Below are 19448 nucleotides of genomic sequence, written 5' to 3'. Positions count from 1 at the left end.
GAGTCCGGGGTGGACCCGATCCGCCCGCCCCGGACCGTAGGGGAGGAGTCACCGATGTCGACCGTCACCGTCGACCGGCCCGGGGCGGAGCCGGCCCCGGTTCCGCCCGGACCGTCCGAGCCTGGCCCGGAGCCGGCGGCGCGGGCACCCGAGCCGGCGCCACGACGTACGCGGCCGGCACACCCGCCGGCCCCGCCGGGCGTACGGCTGGCGGTCCGGGCGATGGCGACCCTGGCCGCGCTGATGCTCGGGTTCGTGGCGTACCTGGTCCTGGTCACCCCGATGCAGGCGCAGCGGGAGCAGGAGGTCCTGCGGGACCGGATGCGCGCCGACCTCGCCAACGCCGTCGCCCCGGTCGGCGGCGCCATCCCGGCCGGCACGCCGGTCGCCGTACTCCAGATCCCCGGGCTGAAGCTCGACCACGTCGTGGTGGAGGGGACCGCCTCGGGGGACCTGTTCGGCGGGCTCGGCCACAAGCGGGACACCGTGCTCCCCGGCCAGCCGGGGGTGTCGCACGTCTACGGCCGGCGCGGCACGTTCGGCGGCCCGTTCGCCCACGTCGACAGGCTCGTCGAGGGCGACGAGATCCGCGCCGTCACCGGCCAGGGAACCTTCGTCTACCGGGTGGACCGGATCCGCCGCGACGGCGATCCGGCCGCCCCGCCGCTGCCCGCCGGGGGCGGTCGCCTGATCCTGGTCACCGCGGAGGACACCGGCCTGCTCCGGGCCGAGCGGACCGTGTACGTGGACGCGACGCTGCTCGACCCGCCGCAGCCGGTACCGTCCGGGCGGCTCCAGTTCATCCCGCCGTACGAGAAGCCGCTGCGGGGCGACCCGGGGGCGTGGTTCCCGCTGGTGCTCTGGTTGCAGGCGCTGGCCATCTTCTCCGCCGCCGCCACGTGGGCCCGGGCATACTGGGGCCGGTGGGAGACCTGGCTGGTCGGCACGCCGGTCTTCGTCGCGCTCGCGTGGCAGCTGTACGAGAACGCCGCCCGTCTGTTGCCGAACCTGACCTGACGCCGCCGGCGTCCCCGAGCGACCGGCTGCGTGGGCTTCCGGGTTCCAGGGCTTCCGCTGCCTGGTGCCGGCGACCGGACCGGGCACCAGGCAGCGGCACGAGGCCGGCGCTAACCGCCGTAGGTGAGGTTCACCGCGGCCGGATCGCTGCGGCCGTCCTCGGTGAGCCGGTAGACGAATCGGTCCCGCGGTCCGGGTACGCCGGCCGGTTGGTAGACCACGGTCCGGGCGCTGGTGACCGTCACTGTGCCGTGCGCCGGCGGGGTGACGATACTCAGGCGGGCGGCACCGGTGGCGAAATCGTTGGCCATGACCGCGATGCTGGTCTTCCGGGTGGGGGAGACCACCGCCTTGTCGTCGTTGGCGATCGGACCCGGCGTGAAGACCGCGTACCCGTTGTTCATGTGGTGGATGATCTCGCCGGTGGCCAGGTTCTCGGTCACCAGGTCGGGAATGGTGTCGCCGTTGAAGTCCTCCACCCCGACCCGCCAGATCGCCTCGCCGAGAACGTCGGCCTCCACGTGCACGACGGTGCCGTCGTCGAGGACCACCACCACCCCGCTGAAGTAGGCGCCGCACCCTTCGTAGTAGGCGATGACCACGTCCATCCCGCCGTCCCGGTCGAAGTCGGCGAGGACGAACTGCGGCCGGCCGGAGCACCAGTGCACCGGACCGGGCACCAGCGTCCCGGCCGAGGTGTTGAGGTACGTGACGAAGCCGTCGCCCTGGTCGGTCCACTCGTAGACGTCCTGCAGCCCGTCGCCGTTGAAGTCGGCGAGCCCGATCGAGCTGGGCTGGTAGATCGCGCGGAAGCCGGCGACCGGAGTGTAGTTGCGGAGCACGAGCAGGTCGTTGAGGTAACCGGGCGGCCGTCCGTCGAACCAGGCCAGCACCAGTTCGACGACGCCGTCGCCGCCGAGGTCGACCGCGACCCCCATGTCGGGACAGGCGCCCAGCGAGGCGCCGCCCGGTTCGGGGTAGCTGTACCGTCGCGGCGCCTGGTAACCGCCGCCCACCAGCCCCAGCTCCACCGTCACGCCGCACCGGTTCGGCGGCGCGACGCCGAGCGTGACCCGGTCCATCAGGTGGTCCCCGTTGAGGTCGCCGTAGATGGGGTCTGCCGGCGCGGCCCTGGCGTCGGTCGCCGCGACCTCCGCCACCACCACCGTTGAGATCATCGTCGCCAGCATCGCGCCGATGCGTCTACTCCACATGGCGCGCCTCCTAAGTGCTCCTGGCCGGTCCCGACCGGGCCGGCACCTATGGCGACATTAGCCCGTTCCGACCGAATTGCCCCTCCCGCTGACCTCGATCTGCCAGCCCTTATGGCTGGGTGAAGAAGCAGTTCGGGCGGAGCATGTGGGAGGTCGGTCGGGGGACGGGATCACCGCGGCCGGCCGCGGTCAGCCGGAGACCCGCAGGGTCACGGCGGCGCTGCTGGTGCGGCCGTACTCGGTGAGCCGGTAGACGAAGCGGTCGGTGCGGGCGGCCGAGCGGGCGTTCGGCGTGTAGACCACTGAGCGGCTGCTGGTGACGCTCACCGTGCCGTACAGCGGCGGGGTGACGATGGCCAGCCGCGCGGCGGTGGTGGCGTAGTCGTTCGCCATCACCGGGATGTTCGTGCGGCGGGTGGCGCTGACGGTCGGCTTGTCCTGCACCGCCCGGGTCGCCCGGACGAAGGTGCCGTCGCCGCAGCCGATGAAGTGGTCCAGCCGGCCGTCGACGCGGTTGGTGGCGACCACGTCGGGGATGGTGTCGCCGTTGACGTCGGCGACCTCGACCCCCCAGTAGGCGAGCCCGTCCGGATCGCCTTCGAGGTCGACCGCCGTCCCGTTGTCGAGCACGGCGACCACGCCGCTGAAGTAGGCGCCGCAGCCCTCCAGGTAGGAGATGACCACGTCCATGGCGCCGTTGCGGTTGAGGTCCACGAGCCGGAATTCCGGGCGGCCCGAGCACCAGCGGACCGGGCCGGGGGTCAGCCCGCCGGTGCCGGTGTTCAGGTACGTGCGGAAGCCCTCGCCCTGGTCGGTCCACTCGTACACGTCCTGGCGACCGTCGCCGTTGAAGTCGGCGAGCCCGATGTAGCTGGGCTGGAAGATCGCCGCGAAGCCGGTCGCCACCCGGAAGGCGCGCAGCACCAGCAGGTCGTGCCCGACGCCGGCGGGCCGGCCGGAGAACCAGCCGACGACCAGCTCGGTGGTGCCGTCGGTACCGAGGTCGACGGCGACCCCGAGGTCCGGACAGGTCCCCGGCTCGGCGGGGCGCAGGTAGACGTAGCTGGACGCGGGGAGGTACCCGCCGCCGACGCGGCCCAGGTGGACCACGACCACGCACTCGCCGGCCGGCCCCACGGTCAGGGCGGCCCGATCGGTGAGGCGGTCGGCGTTGAAGTACCCGTACATCGGGTCGCCCTGACCGCCGGCCCAGGCGGGAGCCGGTGCCACCGCTCCCGCCGGAGCCAGTGCCGCCGTCGCGGCCAGCGTCGCGATCCGCCTTCTCCACATGGCGCCTCCCGAAGGCGTTCCGTCAGCCCCGTGCGGGCCGCTCCTCCGGGGAGATTAGTGGTATTTACCGGAATAGCAGTATTATGGACTGATATCAGACACCTACTCCGCGAACCGAATGTTGACGGCGGCGTTGCTGGTGCGGAGGCCCTCGGTGACGCGGTAGACGAACCGGTCGGTGGCACGGCGGTCGGCGTCGGGGCGGTAGACGACGGTGCGGGCGCTGGTGACCTGGGCGGTGCCGTAGCGGGGCGGTTCCACGATGGTGAGCCGGGCCGAGGTGGTGACGTAGTCGTTCGCGAGCACCGGGATGGTGGCGGCCCGGTCGCCGCTGATGGTGACCCGGTCGTGGACGGCCGTGGGGGACTCCACGAACCGGGCCGGAATGGTGCCGGGCACCTGTACGAAGTACTCGATCTCACCGGTGTCGAGGGCCAGGGTACGGATGTCGGCCAGGCTGTCGCCGTTCACATAGGCCACCTTCGCCTGCCACTGCCGCACCCCCGCGGGGTCGTACTGGAGTTGCTGCACGTCGCCGTTGCTGCTCACCTTCACCACCCCGTTCGCGTCGTCGGAGCAGCCCTCGGTGTACGCGACCACGGCGGCCGTGGCCCCGTCGCGGTCGAAGTCCTTGAACGCCGGCTCGACCGTGCCCGCGCACCAGCGCAGCGGGCCGACGGTCAGGGTGCCGTCGCCGAGGCTGTAGTACGTCTCCAGGCCGCGATCCGCGCTGCTCAGCGCGTAGACGTCCGCCCGACCGTCGGCGTTGAAGTCCGCCGAGCCGAGGTAGCGGGGACGGGAAACGAAGGTGGAGATGCCGAACGCGGGCATGAAGTCGGGTCCCAGCACCAGCAGGTTCCGGGCGATCGTGGGGGGCGGACCACCGGACCAGGCGACCATCAGCTCGTCCACGTCGTTGTCGAGGTCGAGGTTGACCGCGACCCCGATGTCCGGGCAGCGGACGTCCGTACCGCCGGGCCGCAGGTACGTGTACGCGACCGGCGGCATCAGCATCCCGCCGGGGCGGCCGTACTCGACAATCACGGCGCACTGCCCCGGCTCGACGGTGCCCAGGTAGATCCGGTCCCGGAACCCATCCCCGTCCACGTCTCCGAAGACCGGGTCTCCGGGCGTCTGGGCCCGGGCGGGCGCCGTCCCGCCCGGGCCGAACCCACCGGCCACGACCACGGTCGCCAGTACGACCGCCGTGGTCAGTCGTCTTCCCCACATGACCGCCTCCTCGATTGAAGCCGGCGGCCGGCCGAGGTCGGCCGCCGCTCGTGGTTCAGCCCGTGAACCGGATGTTCACGGCGGCGTTGCTGCTCCGGGTGCCCTCGGTGACGCGGTAGACGAACCGGTCGCTGGCGCGGTGGTCCGGGTTCGGGCGGTAGACGACGGTGCGGCTGCTGGTGACCTGTACGGTGCCGTAGCGCGGCGGCTCGACGATGGTGAGCCGGGCGGAGGTGGTGACGTAGTCGTTGGCGAGTACCGGGATGGTGACGGCCCGGTCGTCGCTGACGACGACCCGGTCGTGGTTGGCCGTGGGGGACTTGACGAAGGTGCCGCCGCCCGGTGGCTGGATGAAGTACTCGACCTCGCCGGTGTCGGACACCGTCCGGATGTCGGCCCAGCTGTCCCCGTTGACGAAGGCGACCTTGCTCTGCCAGGTCCGGGTGCCGGTCGGGTCGTGTTGCAGGAACTGCAAACTACCGTTTCCGGTCACGTGGACGACACCGTTCGCGTGGTCGGTGCAGGCGTCGGTGTACGAGAGCAGGGCGGCCACCGCGCCGTCCCGGTTCCAGTCGTAGAGCAGGTAGTCGAGCGGCCCGGAGCACCAGGCCTTGGGGCCGATGGTCAGGGTGCCGTCGCCGAGGCTCAGGTAGGTGGCGAAGCCCTCCTCGTCGCTGACCGCGTAGACGTCGGGGCGGCCGTCGCCGTTGAAGTCGGCGATGCCCATGTACTGCGGGGCGAAGATCGACTCGGTGAGACCGAACGCCGGCTGAAAGTTGTTGTCGAGCACCCGCAGGTTGTAGCTGAGCGTCGGGGGTGGACCGACCGACCAGGCGATCACCAGTTCCTGGATGCCGTCGTCGGTGAGGTCGACCGCCACGCCCAGGTCCGGGCAGGGGATGTCCGGGCCGGTACCGCCCGGCCGCAGGTAGGTGTAGGCGGTCGGCGGCAGCAGGACGCCGTCCGGTCGGCCGTACTCCACGATGACGGCGCAGGAGGAGGGCTGCACGTTGCCGAGAAAGACCCGGTCGATGAAGCCGTCCCCGTTCACGTCCCCCCAGATGGCCTCCCCGGGCGCTCCCGCCCGGGCCACGGGCGCGAACACTCCGACCCCGCCCACCGTGGCGGTGATCGCGAGGACCAGTCCCGCGGCGGTTCTCTTTCCCCACATGTCGAACTCCTCGACCTAGGCGACCGGCCGGTCTGTACGGGTTGTCGGGAGGCGATCGGGCGTCGCTCCGCCGCTGCGGTGGCCGGTCCGGTCCGGCGACGGTGGCGAGACGCGTCAGTCGGTGAAGCTGATGTTGACCGCCGCGGTGCTGCTTCTCCCGTCCTGGGTGACGCGGTAGACGAACCGGTCGGTCGCGGGATGCGAGGCGGCCGGGCTGTAGACCACGGTGCGGCTGCTGGTGACCCGCGCGGTGCCGTACCGGGGTGGTTCCGCGATGGTGACCGTCGCGGACGTGGTGACGTAGTCGTTGGCGAGCACCGGGATGTTGGTCCGGGCGTTGTCGACGATGGTGACCCGGTCGGCGACGGCCCGCGGCGAGGCGACGAAGGTGCCATCGCCGACCCCGATGAAGTACTCGATCTCGCCGCTGCCGCCGGCCACCGTCCGCACATCCGGAATGGCGTCGCCGTTGACATAGGCGACCTTGGCGCTCCAACGCCGCTGGAAGGTCAGGTCGTGTTGCAGCAGCTGGTAGCTGCCGTCGTCCAGCACCACCACCACCCCTGGGGCGTGGTCGGCGCAGCCCTCGATAAAGGAGATCAACACGTCCATGCCGCCGTCGCGGTCGAAGTCCTTGAGCTGGTATTCGAGCAGCCCGACGGCGCACCACCGCTCCGGTCCCGGAGCCAGTGTCCCGTTGCCGAGGCTCAGGTAGGTCTCGAAGCCCTGGCCCTGGTCCGTGACGGAATAGACGTCCGGGCGGTGGTCGCCGTTGAAGTCGGCGGTGTTCATCAGGGTGGGCTGGAAGATCGCCTGAACGAGGCCGAACGACGGCATGAAGTTACGGGCGAGGACCAGCATGTTGTAGGGGACCGTCTGCGGCGGCCCGGCGAACCAGGCCACCACCAGATCATCGACCCGGTCGGCGGCGACCAGGTTCACGGCCACGCCGACGTCGGGGCAGGGGGTCTCCGGGCCGGTCAGGCCGGGGCGAAGATAGGTGTACGCGACCGGCGGGCGTAGCGCCCCGGAGGGCGTGCCGTACTGCACGATGACCGAGCAGGAGGCCGGTGCGACCGAGCCGAGGTAGATCCGGTCCTGGAAGCCGTCCCCGTTCACGTCGCCGGTGATCGCCTCGTTCCGGCCGCCGGCCCAGGCGCCGGGCCAGGCGCCGCCCAGCGCGCCCACCATCAGCAGTACGGACAGCGCCGCAGCGCACTTCCTCCACATGATGGCCCCTTCGCTGATTCCGGTCGTCCAGCCCTCGGCCCCCTATTTGCGGACGCTAGCCCGGTTTGGGCGATATCCGGCCAAGCTGACAGCGATCTGACATGAGGCTTTTCGGGTGGGACATGCTCGTTGACGCGTGATAGTCGGTTTAGTGACGGAGGCACGGCTTTGCGGGCAATCATCGGTGCCCCGGCCGCAGGCCGTACCCTTGACGAACGTGAGCCCGCGTCGCAACCCGCCCCGCCCCGAGCCGCCCGCGCCACTCGACCCGGACGGCGCCCGCCGCGGCGTCGAGGCGGTCCAGTCGTGGCGCGACGGCGAGTGGCAGGTGCGCGGCGTCCCCGGCGGCGCGGCCGTCAAGACGTACCGCTGCCCGGGCTGCGACCAGGAGATCCGCCCCGGGGTGGCGCACGTGGTCGCGTGGCCGGCCGACGGCCGGGGCGACCTCAGCGACCGCCGGCACTGGCACACCGGCTGCTGGCGGGCGCGCGATCGGCGCGGCCCCAACATCCAGCGCTCCCGCAGCGCCCCGCACTACGGCTGAGACCGGACCCGGCGCCACAGCTGAGCCCAGACCCGCGCCACGGCCGATCGTGCCCGGTCGCAGGTGCGGGCGATCGTGCGGAGCCGGGCCGGCGAGGGGCGGGACCACCGCCGAGGGAGATTCGTCACCCCGGCCGGATACCGGCGGGACGTTCCGTCCGGGCCGGGCGAAACTTGGCGGATGAGCGCTCCGATCCGTGCCTCCTCCATCCTCCCCGCCCGGCGCGAGGAGATCGAGCTACAGACCGCCGACGGGCTGCGCCTTGTCGGCGAGCTGGCCCGCCCGGCCGACCGTGCGCCCGTCGCCACCCTGATCTGCCTGCACCCGCTCCCCACCCACGGCGGGATGATGGACAGCCACGTGCTGCGCAAGGCCGCCTGGCGCCTGCCGGCGCTGGCCGACCTCGCCGTGCTCCGGTTCAACACCCGGGGCACCAGCAGCGTCCGCGGCACCAGCGAGGGCGCCTTCGACGCCGCCGTCGGCGAGCGCTTCGACGTCGCCGCCGCCATCGAGTACGCGGAGTTCGCCGAGCTGCCGCAGCTCTGGCTGCTCGGCTGGTCGTTCGGTACCGACCTGGCCCTCAAGTACGGCTGCGAACCCGACGTGGCGGGCGCCATCCTGCTCTCGCCGCCGCTGCGCTTCTCCACCGACCAGGACCTGGCCACCTGGGCCGGGTCGGGCAAGCCGCTGGTGGCGCTGGTGCCCGAGTTCGACGACTACCTGCGCCCGGACGAGGCGCGGCGGCGTTTCGCGGCGGTACCGCAGGCCGAGGTGATCGGCGTGCCCGGGGCCAAGCACCTCTGGGTCGGCGACGCGGAGACGGTGCTGGACGAGGTCGTCCGCCACGTCAACCCGGCTGTGCCGGTGCCGCTCCCCACCACCTGGGACGGGCCGATGGAGGTCGGGGACGCCAGCGCGTACGCCGACCGTACCCTCGCGGTCTTCGCCGACCAGCCCGTGACCGGCCCACCGCCCGGCCAGGCCGGCTAGCTGTTCGGTTCGCGCGAATACCGAGAACGAGTGGCTGTCTCAGGGCTGGACAGCCACTCGTTCTCTGTATCTGTGGCAGTGTTGGGCGCCATGCCGCCGGATCTCGACGCGTGGGAGGCGTGGCCGCCCCGGACGCTGGCCGATCGCCTGGCCGGGCTGGACGTGCCCTGGTACGTGGCGGGCGGCTGGGCGCTCGACCTCTTCCGGGGCGCGCGGACCCGCCCGCACGACGACCTGGAGATCGCGGTCCCGGCCGCCGGGTTCGAGCGGGTGGCGGCCCGCTTCGCCGACTGCGACTTCCACGTGCCGCACGAGGGCGAGGTCTTTCCGGCCACGCCCGAGGCGCTGCGGCTGACCCACCAGACCTGGGCCTGCGAGCGGGCCGCGAACCGGTGGCGCTTCGACGTGTTCCGCGAACCGCACGAGGGCGGTACCTGGATCTGCCGGCGGGACGAGCGCATCCGCCGGCCGTACGACGAGATCATCCGGTACGCGCCGGACGGCGTCCCGTACCTGGTCCCGGAGTTCGTGCTGCTCTTCAAGGCCAAGCACGTGCGCGAGAAGGACGAGACCGATTTCGGCGGCGTACTGCCGTTGCTGGACCACGACGGGCGGCGCCGGCTGGACGAGGCGCTGGCGCTGGTGCACCCGGCCCACCTGTGGCGGGCCCGCATCGCCGCGGCCGGCTGACGGAGTGGCCGGCGGACGCGGCCGGCTGACGGAGCGGCCGGCTGCACACGGCCGGCGGACGGGGCCGGAGCTGCGGCATGATCGCGAGGATGGAACTCCACACGACCCGGCTGCTGCTCCGCGAGTTCGCACCCGCCGACCACCCGCCCGTCCACGCCTTCGCCAGCGATCCCCGGGTCACCCGCTTCACCGACTGGGGGCCGAACACGCCCGAGGAGACGACCACCTTCCTCCGCGAGGTCACGCACGACGCCCGCGCGCTGCCCCGGACCAGGTTCGGGCTCGCCGTGGTCGAGCGCGCCGAGGGCCTCCTGGTCGGTTCGATCGAGCTGCGGGTCACGAGCGCGGCGCACCGACGTGGCACCCTGGGCTACGCGCTGGCGCCGTCGCGGTGGGGGAGGGGGTACGCCACCGAGGCGGCCGCCGCGCTGCTGCGGTACGGCTTCGACGGGCTGGGACTGCACAAGATCAATGCGACGTGCGATCCGGACAATCTCGGCTCCGCCCGGGTGCTCGCGAAGATCGGCATGCGGCCTGAGGGACACCTGCGCGACCAGGTCCGGACCCGTGACGGCTGGCGCGACCGTCTCCTCTTCGCCGCGCTGTCGACGGCGGGCCCGACCGAGACGGTTCGACCTGACTGACCTCTGGGGGCGGCGTCGCGGCGGCTGCCGCCTACGCGTTGGGATTGGCCCGGTCCGCGTCGGTCGGGATTCCCGGTGGCGGTGGCTCGTGCGATCCGCGCCGCAGGTCAGCGGCCCAGGGACGTCGAGCACGACGACATCGGTGTCGGCGCCGGTCAGCAGGGCCGGCGCCCACAGTGGGGGCATGTGGTCCGGCTGTTCCTATCAGGAACGCCCGAGTTCACACCGAAGTGAGCCGGCCTTCGGCCGCGAGGCGCTCGCGTCGCCTCGTCCCCCACGCGCCCAACGGGCGGAGGGCCTCGTTGAGCGTCCGGCCGTGCTCGGTCAGGGAGTACTCGACCCGGGGCGGCACCTCGCGGTACACCTCACGGTCGATCAGCCCGTCCTGCTCCATCTCGCGCAGGTGCTGGACGAGCATCTTCTCGCTGACGCCGGGCAGGCCCCGCCGCAGCTCACCGAAGCGGCGGGTGCCGTGGTGGTGCAGTTCCCAGAGGATCAGCGACTTCCACTTCCCCGAGACCACGTCCATCGCGGCGTCGAGGCCGCAGACGTACGGGCCGCGCCGGTCGCTCGATGCCATCGAACCCTCCGCGTTCTCCGAGGTCACGCCCAATACTTACGAAGTCGTCAGTATCGAACAATTTAGTGGGTACTTGTCGCCACGACAGTACCCGCGAACGATGGTGCTCGGCGCGCCACCCATCCCACCGAGCAGAGCAGAGGGAAAACCGATGACCACCGGCACCACGTTCCTGGGACTGGGCGCGATGGGCAGCGCGCTCGCGACCGCGACGCTCGACGGCGGGGCGCCCGCCGTCGTCTGGAACCGCAATCCCGACCGGGCGCGGGCCCTCGCCGAGCGCGGCCCCACCGTCGCCGCCACCGTCGAGGAGGCCATCGCCGGCGACGGGCCGATCGTCGTCTGCCTCTTCGACCACCGGTCCGTGCACGACGTGCTCGACCCGGTCGCCGCCGGCCTCGCCGGGCGTACCGTGATCAACCTGACCACCACGACGCCGCGCGAGTCGCGCGAACTCGCCGGGTGGGCCGCCGATCGCGGCATCACCTACCTCGACGGGGCCATCATGGCGGTCCCGCAGATGATCGGCCGTCCCGGCTCGGCGATCTTCTACAGCGGCTCGGCCGCCGCGTTCGAGCGGCACCGTCCACTGCTCGACCGCTGGGGCGGAAGCGTCTACTTCGGGCCGGACGCCGGCATGGCCTCGCTCAACGACATGGCCATGCTCGTCGGCATGTACGCGATGTTCGCCGGTTTCCTGCACGGCGCCGCGATGCTCGCCACCGACGGGGTACCGGCGACCGAGTTCGCCGAGCGCCAGGCGCCCTTCCTCGCGGCCATGGCCGGCCAACTGGCCGGTTTCGCGGCCACGGTCGACGCCAAGGACTACGCCGGCGCGGGCCAGCAGAGCCTGGAGTTCACCGAGGCCGCGCTCGCCGCGCTGCTGCGGACCAGCGCCGACCAGGGCGTCGACGCGGGCGTGCTGAGGCCGATCCACGACAACGTCCGCCGGCAGATCGCCGCCGGGCTCGGCGGCCTCGGTACGGCCCGGATCTTCGAGGAACTGAGGACCACCCGATGAGCGCCACCGGAAAGCGTGCCCCCGTCACGGTCGTCGGCCTCGGTCCGATGGGCCGGGCGATGGCCGCCAGCCTGCTGCGGGCCGGGCACCCGGTCACCGTCTGGAACCGTACGCCGGGCCGCGCCGACGGGCTCGTCGCCGAGGGCGCCACGGCGGCGCCCACGCCCGCGCCGGCCGTCGCCGCGAGCGAGCTGATCCTGCTCAGCCTCACCGACTACCGGGCGATGTACGACATCCTCGGCCCGCTGGCCAGGGACCCGGGGCGCTCCGGCGGCCTGGCAGGCAAGGCGCTCGTCAACCTCAGCTCCGACACCCCCGACGCCTCCCGGGAGGCGGCCGAGTGGGCCGCCGGACGGGGCGCGGCGTTCGTGACGGGCGGGGTGATGGTGCCCGCGCCGATGGTGGGCAGCCCCGGCTCGTACGTGTTCTACAGCGGCCCGGAGGACGTCTTCGCGGCGCACGAACCGGTGCTGCGGCTGATCGGGGAGCCGAGGTACCTCGGCGCCGACCCCGGACTGGCTCAGCTCTTCTATCAGGCGCACCTGGACGTCTTCCTCACGGCCCTGTCGAGCCTGCTGCACGCGACGGCGCTCGTCACCGCCGCCGGGGTGCCGGCGGCCGAGTTCCTACCCGGCGCGCTGGGAACACTCACCGGGATCCCCGCCATGGTCGGCGACGGCGCGGAGCTGGCCCGGCGGCTGGAGGCCGGCGAACATCCCGGCGCCCTCAGTACGGCGCTGATGATGGGTGCCACGGCCGACCACATCCTGCGGACCAGCGCGGCGGCCGGCGTCGACACCGAGCTGCCGGCGGCGGTGAAGTCGCACTACGACCGGGCGATCGCCGCCGGCCACGGTACCGAGAACTGGACCGCCCTCTACGAGGTGATGAGGGCGCGCGGCTGACCGTCCCGAGATGATCCTGGACAGCGGGAACAGCGGCACGCATGCGGTACGTGCCGCTGTTCCCGCTGATCGACGTTCGCGAGGCGATGGTCGAGACGGGACAGACGGCGGAGAGCCTCGCGGCACAGATCGGAATGACGCCCAAGACCGCCGCGCGGTGGGTCACCCCCGGGCGCGTTCCGCAGTCGAGGCATCGCGCGGACGTCGCGCGGTTGTTGAAGCGAGAGGTCGTGGACCTTTGGCCGGACATTCTGAAACGTCCCGAGCCCGCGTGGTTTCGCCCGTGGACGGACATCGAGCGCGAGGCGGTCGCGCTGCGCAGCTTCCAGCTGGCCTGGGTGCCGGGTCTGCTCCAGACCGAGGCATACGCGCGGGCCACGCTCGCGGGCGAGGCGCTCACCGAGGACGAGGTCGAGCAGTTTGTCGCCGCCCGGATCGACCGGCACCAGATCCTGCGCCGGGAGCGCCCGCCGCTGTTCACCGCCGTGGTGGACGAGGGCATTCTCCGGGCCTCCGTCTATGGCGACCGCGACCTCATGCGGGAGCAGTGCGACTATCTCGTGGAGTGCGCCCAGCTGCCGGCGGTGCGGCTGCACGTGGTGCCGTCCACGGTGGGCATGTATCCCGGCTGGGGCGGCCCGTTCACCATCGCCGAGCTGCCCGGCGGGGAGCGGGTCGCACACGTCGACAGCCAGGCGCAAGCGCAGATCATCCAGCAGATCGGCGACGTTGCTACCCTGGATCGACGGTGGGAACGCATCCGGGCGGAGGCTCTCTCCCAGGCGCAATCCCTGGACCTGCTCAGGGAAGCGGCAAGATCATGGACATGATCGGCGCGCGTTGGCGCAAGAGCACCTACAGCGGCAACAACGGCGGTGACTGCGTGGAGGTCGCGGACAACCTCCCCGGGCGCGTGCTCGTACGCGACACCAAGGACCGTGACGGCGGCACGCTGACCTTCGCCGCCGAGGCGTGGCGTACGTTCGTCGAGGCCGTCAAGACCCGCTGATCCGCGAACCACAACGCCCCCGGCCGGCGCGGGGGCGTTGCCGCGTAGGCGATCCTGGTACGAAGTGGCCCTTACCGGGGCCGTTCCACACCAAGATCGCTGGGGACGCGAGCTGGCGGTGCCGCGCCGTCGGACGGCGAGCCGACCAGCTCCACGGGCGGCAGCTCCGCCACCGGCGGCCAGCCCGCGCGCCAGGTCCGCCGCTGCGCCCACACCCGCGGCCAGTGGTCGGCCCGGCCGGTGAGCCGCGAGCCCGCGGCGCGTACCGCGACGCCGACGGCGAGCAGCGCCCGGCCCAGCGCGGCGCGCGGCCGGGACCAGCGCAGCCGCAGATACGTGACCTTGCCCTGGAGCAGCATCACCCGCTTGCCGACACCCGTGGAGGCGGCCCCGCCGAGGTGGACGACCCGGGCCTGCGGCACCAGGACCGGGTCGGCGCCGTGCCGGGCGGCCCGCAGGCAGAAGTCGATGTCCTCGCAGTACATGAAGTAGTCCGGGGCGAGCCCGCCCAGCTCGGTGAAGAGCGCGCGCTCCACCAGCAGCAGGCAGCCGGAGGCGGCCGGCACCCGGCTCGGCGTCGAGCGGTCCAGCCCCGGCAACTCCTCCGGATTGCACCAGCGCGAGCGGCGGAACAGGGTGGTCAGCCCGGTGGCGAAGCAGACGTACCCCCACACCGACGGCAGGCCGAAGGCCGAGTGCCCGTCGTCGCCGCCCTCGGGGCGCAGCGTACGGCCGGTGTAGACGCGGTGCTCCGGGTTGGCCCGCGCGAACGCCACGAACTTGCCGATCACGTCGCCCACCGGCTCGGTGTCCGGGTTGAGCAGCAGCAGCCACCGGCCGCGGGCCCGTTCGGCGCCGGCGTTGACCGCGCGCGCGAAGCCGACGTTGTGCCGCAGCCGCAACAGCCGTGCGTCGGGGAAGAGTTCGGCGACCGCGTCGGCCGAACCGTCGGTGGAGCCGTTGTCCACCACGATCACCTCGTACGGCTCGCCCTGGCACGCCGACCGCAGCGCCGCCAGCGCGCGCAGCAGCAGCTCGCGGGTCTGGTACGAGACGACGATCACGCTCACCGGCAGGGTCATCGTCCCGCCCCTCCCGCCGCCGCCCGGCTGGACTCGTCCCGGCCGTAGCTCCAGATGTTCCGGCTCCCGGCCCGCCGGGCCAGCACCTCGGCGGTCAGCGTGATCGCGAGGTAGCACGCGCCCGCCGGGAGCAGCCACGGCCGGGGCAGCACCACGTCGACCAGCCACGAGCCGCGCCGGGACCCCGGAACCCGCTGCTCGACCGCGCGCAGGGCCGCGTTCGCGGCGCGTACCCGGCTCAGCCGGCGGACCAGGTCCCGGGTCCGGGTGGGCGGCTCGGTCACCACCTGGGCCGTGCTCACCTCGACCTTCTCCTCCGGCCGGAAGATCGAGTCGAGGTAGAGGTCGTCGGCGAAGGACTCCGGGAAGTGGTCGAAGCGGGCCCGAGCGGTCGCCGAGAGGGCCACCGCGCCCCGGCCGAAGAGGGCGCCGCGGTACGCCGGCAGCCGGCGGTTGATCGCGTAGTACGCCCGTACCAGCAGCGGCCGGGCCGTGGTGTCGACCACCCGGCGCGGCGCGGCGGCGAGCACCTCGGTGCCGTTCGGTCCCGGCCGGCCCACCGCGGCGGCCAGGGCGCGCAGCCCGGCGGTGGAGAGCGGGATGTCCGCGTCCAGGTAGATCCGGGGGAAGCCGGCGGCCAGCGACTCGCCCGCGTTCAACGCCGCCGTCTTGGACGACCCGGGAAGCTCCAGCACGGTCACCCCGGGCACCGACCGGGCCACCTCGGCCGTGGCGTCGGTACAGCCGTTCGGCACCACGATCACCTGGAACTCGCCCGGCTCGGCGTCGGCGAGCAGCCGGTCCAGGGCGCGCCGCAGCACCCGCTCCTCGTTGTGCGCCGGGATGATCACGCTGGTCACCACGGGGCACGCCCCGTCAGGGCGAGCCGGATCCGGCGTACGGCGTTGCGGCGGTGCCGCCGCCAGCCCGAGTACTCGCGCAGGTCGAGCGGTGCCGCCTGCACCACCCGGGCGGAGTGCCGCATCTGCTCCGTCCACTCCGCCACCGTCGTCACGCCGGTACGCCGCGCCGACAGCGGCCGGCGGGCCAGGAACTCCGCGTCGCTGCGGTAGATCGTGTGTGGGCTGCGCGGGTCGTCCATATGGTCCTCCTGTAGGAAGGGGTGATACCAGCCGTTGATCCAGCCCAGGCGGGCCGCCCGGATGCACCAGGTGGTGAAGGACTCGGACGCGGCGATCGGGCCCGCCCGCCGGACCATCTCCCGTTTGAGCAGGTAGCCGCTGCCCTGCACCCAGTGGTTGCGCAGCAGCCGGTGCCCGCCCGGATAGTCGGCGAGCTTCGCCGCGACGAGCCGCTGGTCGACGTCCTCGGCCGGAAAGCGCCAGGTGCCGATCACGCCGAAGTCCGGCACGTCCTCGTGCGCCCGGCGCAGTACCGACAGCCACGGCGGCACCGGCAGGCAGTCGTCGTCGACCTTGCTGAGGTACTCGCCGGTCGCCTCGCGCCACAGCCAGTTCGTCGGCTCGCGGATCCCCGCGTTCTCCACGCTGTGCCGGTAGCGGTGCACCCGCGGGTGGTGGCGCAGCTCCTCGACCACGTCGAGGGTGGCCCGGTCGGTCCCGTTGTGCCAGAGCCAGACCCGGGCGTCGTCGGGGCAGGTGGAGAGCAGGTGCGGCAGCGACAGCCGGACGTACTCCGGCCGGTTGTACGTGATCATGAGGATGTCGATGCCGGTCACGGCGCTCCCTGACTCTGGTTGATCCGCTCCGCGCGGGTGACCCGCCACAGCGCGCCGACGAGGCCCAGCAGCAGGTGGACGGTGAGGAGGTAGGTCGTGAAGTAGAGCGCGTCGTAGGTGAACGCGGAGACCGCGGCGACCCCGAGCGCGACCGCGAGCACCCCCGCCAGGTCGCGGTCGCGTTCGGCGCCGGCGAAGCGGCGTACCCGCCCGGCCAGGACGACCCCGGCCAGGAAGAGGAGGACCAGCCCGGTCACCCCGACGACGCCCGTGGTCACGAGCGTCACCAGCCACTGGTTGTCGAGGAGTTGGTACAGCGAGGGCAGCCAGGTGCCGTAGCCGCGGCCGAACCAGGGGCGTTCGCGGATGTAGGGCCCGACGAAGTCGTAGTCCTCCAGGCGACCCCGCACGCTCGGGTCGTTGTCGCCCGCGAGGATCAGCGCCCGCAGCGTCGCGAGCAGGCCGGGTCGGACCACCTGGATCGCCGCCGCCAGGAAACAGCCGACCACCAGTACGTTGAAGGTGGTGCGCAGCGGCCAGACCAGGACGAAGAGCAGGATGGCGGCGGCCAGCGCCAACACCCCGGTACGGGAGAGCGAGATGGGGATCACCCCGGCCTGGAGGACCGCGACCGCGCCGTAGAGCTGACGGTCCCGCCGCGACACCGAGTACCGGGCGAAGTGGATGGCCAGTACCAGCCCGATCACCATCAGCACGCTGAACTCGATGTAGTGGCCGGCCGTACCGGCGACGCGGACCAGACCTCCGCCGCCTCGGGCGTCGAAGCCGATCAGGTCGCGCTGGAACGCCAGCAGCGGCGGCAGCCGCAGGTAGGTGGTGAAGTCCCGGCGCAGCGCGAACTGGCTGAGCGCGAAGAGCGCCATCACCGTGCCGCCCCAGCAGAGCCAGCGCAGCACGTGGTCGATGCGCTCCCGGGTGAGCACCCCGTCGGCGGCGGTGAGCAGCATCCCGGCCCCGGCCAGCGCGGTGATCATGGCTCGGTGCGCGCCGTTGGACTCCAGCGGCGACATGCCCCGCGACTGCGCGGCGATGTACGAGGCGCCGATGGTGACGAGGTAACCGGCGATGGCCCAGCGCATCGGCTGCCGGCCCGTCGTGCACAGGGTCGGGTGCAGGCGGCTCAGCCCCCACCAGACCAGCAGCCCGAGCGCGAGCATGATGCCCGGCTTACCGAGGTCGCTCAGGGGCGGGAAGATCAGTCGCGAGGGCAGCAGGTACGCCAGCATCGTGGCGAGGACGACCCCGGCCGCCGCGCCCCGGAGCCGGCCGCGCGCGGGAAGGAGGCCGTCGTAGACGGTCGTGGACCGCCGGGCCGAGAGGTAGGTCGGCACCTCAGTCGGCCGGCCTCTCGGTGGCGCTGCGGCCGGCGCCGAGCAGGAGCCCGCCGCCGGGCTGCACGCCGGCCGGACCGCCCGGCACCCCGGCCGGCCTGGCCGTGGCGGCCGGGGCGGGTGCACCGGCCTGGGTGGGTGCGCCGGCCGGGTCGAGCGGCGGTCCGGCCGGTACCGGAGCCGGGGTGACGCCGGTGGCGGGCACCGGGGCGACGGCCGCGGCGCCACCGCCGAGGAGCGCGGCGGAGCCCACCGGGTGCCGGGCGCCGTGCCGTCGCACCGCCCGGCGGCGGGCCACCGCGTCGAAGAGGACGGCGGTCGCCGCGGCGAAGAGCAGGCCGATCACGCCCACGACGATCTGGGCCCGCAGCACGTTGGAGCGGGACTGGACGATGTTCAGCCCGGGATCGAGCACCTCGGTGGTGATCTGCTCGCCGGCCCGCGGGTGGTACGGCGCCTGCTGGCTCGCGACCACCTCCTTGACGAGCCGGGTCAGCTCGACCACGGTGGCCCGCGCGCTGGCCTGGCTCGCCGCCGTGACCTCGACGCTGAGGATCGAACTCCGGGTGATCACGCTGACCTCGTAGCCGGAGTCGCCGCCGGCGGCCCGGACCCGGGTACGCGCGTCGTGCGCGGAGACGGTGATCTGCACCGCCTGCGCCATCGCGTTCTCGCCGACCCGCAGCCACGGGTTCCCCGGCTGCGGGGGGCCGTCCGGCTGCGCCGGTGCCGTGACGGTCGGCGGCACCAGGAGCACAGCCGCGCTGGTCTTGTACTCGGGCTGGATCGAGATGCCGAGCGCGACCGCCGCGACGATGGTTCCGGCGACGACCGGCGCGGTGACGTACCACCGCCGGAACATCAGCTTCAGCAGGTCGAGAAGGTCCATGGAACGACCCCTTCTAGGGCGCGAGTGACTGTCGGCAGGTAACGGGAATCAGTGCTGTCGCCCCGGTGTCGTGCGGGCGGTGTCTGTTTCGTCGCCGACCGGTACGCAGCCGTGGTCCGCCGGTCCGCCGGGGAGCAGCCGCCGCCACAGCCGGATGTACGACCTGGCCTGGTGGTCCCAGGCCAGCTGCTCGGCGAACCGTCGCCGGGCCACCACCGACATCGCGGTACGGGCCTCGTCGTCGCCGAGCAGCCGGTGCAGCGCCTCGGCCAGCTCCTCCGGGGTCCCGTCCGGCACGTAGCGGGCCGCCGCGTCCGCTGTGCGGCGCGTCTCCAGCAGGTCGACGGCGACCACCGGCAGCCCCCGGGCGACGTACTCGACCGTCTTGGCCATCGTCGACAGCTCGGCCATCCGGGTACGCGGGTCGGGCTGGATGCCGATCGTGGCCGAGCGGAGCAGCGCGTCGACCTCGTCCGCCTCCAGCCAGCCGGTGAACCGCACGACGTCCTCGATGCCCCGCTCGGCGGCGAGCCGCCGCAGCTCGGGCAGGCAGTCCCCGTCTCCGGCGACGACCAGCCGCCAGTCCGCCCCGCCGCGCAGCGCGCGCAGCCGCTCGGCCGCGAGCACCGCGGCGCGGACGTGGTCCTGGGGGTTGATCACGCCGAGGTAGACGATGGTCTTCCGGTCGCCCGGCAGTTCGTTGCGCGGCGTGGGCACGGTGGTCGGGGTGTGGGCGGGCGGCGTGGCTGGCGTGCGGTCCGGGGTCGGCGCCGAGAGGCGGGTCGGGTGTGGGGCTGGGAGGCGGGTCGGGTGTGGGGCTGGGAGGCGGGTCGGGGGTGGGGCCCACCGTGCCCGACGAATCCCGTCAGGCTTGATGTCTTCGTCGGGCAG

Annotated in this window: 21 protein-coding genes; 9 read left to right on the top strand and 12 right to left on the bottom strand. The window is 72.8% G+C overall.

What is annotated here, in order from left to right; translation table 11 throughout:
- Window positions 1-54: 54 nt before the first annotated feature.
- Window positions 55-1017, top strand: coding sequence for a sortase (locus AB0J86_RS35510; RefSeq protein ID WP_363862100.1), 963 nt, complete (start codon window positions 55-57; stop codon window positions 1015-1017).
- A 110-nt stretch (window positions 1018-1127) separates the two neighbouring features.
- Here the strand turns inward: AB0J86_RS35510 and AB0J86_RS35505 are convergent, their stop codons facing one another.
- From AB0J86_RS35505 to AB0J86_RS35485, 5 genes are all read right to left on the bottom strand, one after another.
- Window positions 1128-2231, bottom strand: coding sequence for an FG-GAP-like repeat-containing protein (locus AB0J86_RS35505; RefSeq protein ID WP_363862097.1), 1104 nt, complete (start codon window positions 2229-2231; stop codon window positions 1128-1130).
- A 189-nt stretch (window positions 2232-2420) separates the two neighbouring features.
- On the bottom strand, window positions 2421-3521 hold the full coding sequence (locus tag AB0J86_RS35500) for a VCBS repeat-containing protein (protein ID WP_363862094.1): 1101 nt from the start codon (window positions 3519-3521) through the stop codon (window positions 2421-2423).
- Between the two features lie 102 nt (window positions 3522-3623).
- Entirely contained in the window at window positions 3624-4751 is a 1128-nt protein-coding gene (locus AB0J86_RS35495; protein ID WP_363862091.1) for an Ig-like domain-containing protein, read from the bottom strand.
- A gap of 55 nt (window positions 4752-4806) precedes the next feature.
- Complete coding sequence (locus tag AB0J86_RS35490) at window positions 4807-5922, bottom strand: FG-GAP-like repeat-containing protein (protein WP_363862088.1); 1116 nt, start codon at window positions 5920-5922, stop codon at window positions 4807-4809.
- A gap of 114 nt (window positions 5923-6036) precedes the next feature.
- Window positions 6037-7152 carry an Ig-like domain-containing protein gene (locus AB0J86_RS35485; protein WP_363862085.1) on the bottom strand — a complete coding sequence of 372 codons (1116 nt, stop codon included), beginning with the start codon at window positions 7150-7152 and terminating at the stop codon, window positions 6037-6039.
- Between the two features lie 217 nt (window positions 7153-7369).
- On the opposite strand from AB0J86_RS35485, the gene AB0J86_RS35480 reads away from it, so the two are divergent.
- The 4 genes from AB0J86_RS35480 to AB0J86_RS35465 all read left to right on the top strand — a co-directional run bounded on the left by AB0J86_RS35480 (window position 7370) and on the right by AB0J86_RS35465 (window position 10020).
- Window positions 7370-7696 (top strand): hypothetical protein, encoded by a 327-nt coding sequence (locus AB0J86_RS35480; protein WP_363862084.1) that lies wholly within the window; start codon window positions 7370-7372, stop codon window positions 7694-7696.
- Between the two features lie 180 nt (window positions 7697-7876).
- Window positions 7877-8686, top strand: coding sequence for an alpha/beta hydrolase (locus AB0J86_RS35475; protein WP_363862082.1), 810 nt, complete (start codon window positions 7877-7879; stop codon window positions 8684-8686).
- Window positions 8687-8758: 72 nt separating this feature from the next.
- Entirely contained in the window at window positions 8759-9376 is a 618-nt protein-coding gene (locus tag AB0J86_RS35470; protein ID WP_363862080.1) for a hypothetical protein, read from the top strand.
- 89 nt (window positions 9377-9465) lie between these two features.
- Window positions 9466-10020, top strand: coding sequence for a GNAT family N-acetyltransferase (locus AB0J86_RS35465; protein WP_363862078.1), 555 nt, complete (start codon window positions 9466-9468; stop codon window positions 10018-10020).
- 220 nt (window positions 10021-10240) lie between these two features.
- On the opposite strand, the gene AB0J86_RS35460 is transcribed toward AB0J86_RS35465, so the two are convergent.
- The gene (locus tag AB0J86_RS35460) at window positions 10241-10600 is read right to left on the bottom strand and encodes a helix-turn-helix domain-containing protein (protein ID WP_363862076.1); all 360 of its coding nucleotides are present in this window, start codon (window positions 10598-10600) and stop codon (window positions 10241-10243) included.
- A gap of 151 nt (window positions 10601-10751) precedes the next feature.
- On the opposite strand from AB0J86_RS35460, the gene AB0J86_RS35455 reads away from it, so the two are divergent.
- The 4 genes from AB0J86_RS35455 to AB0J86_RS35440 are packed head-to-tail and all read left to right on the top strand — an operon-like array spanning window position 10752 to window position 13535.
- The gene (locus AB0J86_RS35455; protein WP_363862074.1) at window positions 10752-11621 is read left to right on the top strand and encodes an NAD(P)-binding domain-containing protein; all 870 of its coding nucleotides are present in this window, start codon (window positions 10752-10754) and stop codon (window positions 11619-11621) included.
- Complete coding sequence (locus AB0J86_RS35450) at window positions 11618-12526, top strand: NAD(P)-binding domain-containing protein (protein ID WP_363862073.1); 909 nt, start codon at window positions 11618-11620, stop codon at window positions 12524-12526. The genes AB0J86_RS35455 and AB0J86_RS35450 overlap by 4 nt, the downstream gene beginning before the upstream one ends.
- 41 nt (window positions 12527-12567) lie before the next feature.
- A complete protein-coding gene (locus tag AB0J86_RS35445) occupies window positions 12568-13356 on the top strand; it encodes a DUF5753 domain-containing protein (RefSeq protein WP_363862072.1) in 789 nt (262 codons plus the stop codon).
- Window positions 13347-13535, top strand: a complete 189-nt coding sequence (locus AB0J86_RS35440) for a DUF397 domain-containing protein (RefSeq protein WP_363862071.1) — start codon at window positions 13347-13349, stop codon at window positions 13533-13535. Before AB0J86_RS35445 ends, AB0J86_RS35440 begins: the two co-directional genes overlap by 10 nt.
- Window positions 13536-13606: 71 nt before the next feature.
- Here AB0J86_RS35440 and AB0J86_RS35435 read toward each other — a convergent pair whose 3' ends face one another.
- From AB0J86_RS35435 to AB0J86_RS35410, 6 genes are read right to left on the bottom strand one after another with little or no spacing between them, the layout of a single operon-like run.
- The gene (locus AB0J86_RS35435; protein ID WP_363862070.1) at window positions 13607-14617 is read right to left on the bottom strand and encodes a glycosyltransferase; all 1011 of its coding nucleotides are present in this window, start codon (window positions 14615-14617) and stop codon (window positions 13607-13609) included.
- Complete coding sequence (locus tag AB0J86_RS35430; protein WP_363862069.1) at window positions 14614-15477, bottom strand: glycosyltransferase; 864 nt, start codon at window positions 15475-15477, stop codon at window positions 14614-14616. The genes AB0J86_RS35435 and AB0J86_RS35430 overlap by 4 nt, the downstream gene beginning before the upstream one ends.
- Complete coding sequence (locus tag AB0J86_RS35425; protein WP_363862068.1) at window positions 15474-16316, bottom strand: glycosyltransferase; 843 nt, start codon at window positions 16314-16316, stop codon at window positions 15474-15476. Before AB0J86_RS35425 ends, AB0J86_RS35430 begins: the two co-directional genes overlap by 4 nt.
- Window positions 16313-17668: an O-antigen ligase family protein gene (locus AB0J86_RS35420; RefSeq protein ID WP_363862067.1), complete on the bottom strand. Its 1356-nt coding sequence runs from the start codon at window positions 17666-17668 to the stop codon at window positions 16313-16315. Before AB0J86_RS35420 ends, AB0J86_RS35425 begins: the two co-directional genes overlap by 4 nt.
- A gap of 1 nt (window position 17669) precedes the next feature.
- On the bottom strand, window positions 17670-18557 hold the full coding sequence (locus AB0J86_RS35415; protein ID WP_363862066.1) for a hypothetical protein: 888 nt from the start codon (window positions 18555-18557) through the stop codon (window positions 17670-17672).
- Window positions 18558-18605: 48 nt separating this feature from the next.
- Window positions 18606-19274, bottom strand: coding sequence for a glycosyltransferase (locus tag AB0J86_RS35410; RefSeq protein ID WP_363862065.1), 669 nt, complete (start codon window positions 19272-19274; stop codon window positions 18606-18608).
- Window positions 19275-19448 lie beyond the last annotated feature (174 nt).

Source organism: Micromonospora sp. NPDC049559 (genome assembly GCF_040676675.1).
Taxonomy (GTDB): domain Bacteria; phylum Actinomycetota; class Actinomycetes; order Mycobacteriales; family Micromonosporaceae; genus JBFAPK01.
Note: the sequence above shows the minus strand (reverse complement) of the source record. Positions and strands in the feature narration are given on the sequence as shown.

What these genes read in the sequence shown, in the direction of transcription:
- AB0J86_RS35510 (WP_363862100.1), top strand. Translation starts at nt 55, where the DNA reads ATGTCGACCGTCACCGTCGACCGGCCCGGGGCGGAGCCGGCCCCGGTT.
- AB0J86_RS35505 (WP_363862097.1), bottom strand. Translation starts at nt 2,231, where the DNA reads ATGTGGAGTAGACGCATCGGCGCGATGCTGGCGACGATGATCTCAACG.
- AB0J86_RS35500 (WP_363862094.1), bottom strand. Translation starts at nt 3,521, where the DNA reads ATGTGGAGAAGGCGGATCGCGACGCTGGCCGCGACGGCGGCACTGGCT.
- AB0J86_RS35495 (WP_363862091.1), bottom strand. Translation starts at nt 4,751, where the DNA reads ATGTGGGGAAGACGACTGACCACGGCGGTCGTACTGGCGACCGTGGTC.
- AB0J86_RS35490 (WP_363862088.1), bottom strand. Translation starts at nt 5,922, where the DNA reads ATGTGGGGAAAGAGAACCGCCGCGGGACTGGTCCTCGCGATCACCGCC.
- AB0J86_RS35485 (WP_363862085.1), bottom strand. Translation starts at nt 7,152, where the DNA reads ATGTGGAGGAAGTGCGCTGCGGCGCTGTCCGTACTGCTGATGGTGGGC.
- AB0J86_RS35475 (WP_363862082.1), top strand. Translation starts at nt 7,877, where the DNA reads ATGAGCGCTCCGATCCGTGCCTCCTCCATCCTCCCCGCCCGGCGCGAG.
- AB0J86_RS35465 (WP_363862078.1), top strand. Translation starts at nt 9,466, where the DNA reads ATGGAACTCCACACGACCCGGCTGCTGCTCCGCGAGTTCGCACCCGCC.
- AB0J86_RS35460 (WP_363862076.1), bottom strand. Translation starts at nt 10,600, where the DNA reads ATGGCATCGAGCGACCGGCGCGGCCCGTACGTCTGCGGCCTCGACGCC.
- AB0J86_RS35455 (WP_363862074.1), top strand. Translation starts at nt 10,752, where the DNA reads ATGACCACCGGCACCACGTTCCTGGGACTGGGCGCGATGGGCAGCGCG.
- AB0J86_RS35450 (WP_363862073.1), top strand. Translation starts at nt 11,618, where the DNA reads ATGAGCGCCACCGGAAAGCGTGCCCCCGTCACGGTCGTCGGCCTCGGT.
- AB0J86_RS35445 (WP_363862072.1), top strand. Translation starts at nt 12,568, where the DNA reads ATGCGGTACGTGCCGCTGTTCCCGCTGATCGACGTTCGCGAGGCGATG.
- AB0J86_RS35440 (WP_363862071.1), top strand. Translation starts at nt 13,347, where the DNA reads ATGGACATGATCGGCGCGCGTTGGCGCAAGAGCACCTACAGCGGCAAC.
- AB0J86_RS35435 (WP_363862070.1), bottom strand. Translation starts at nt 14,617, where the DNA reads ATGACCCTGCCGGTGAGCGTGATCGTCGTCTCGTACCAGACCCGCGAG.
- AB0J86_RS35415 (WP_363862066.1), bottom strand. Translation starts at nt 18,557, where the DNA reads ATGGACCTTCTCGACCTGCTGAAGCTGATGTTCCGGCGGTGGTACGTC.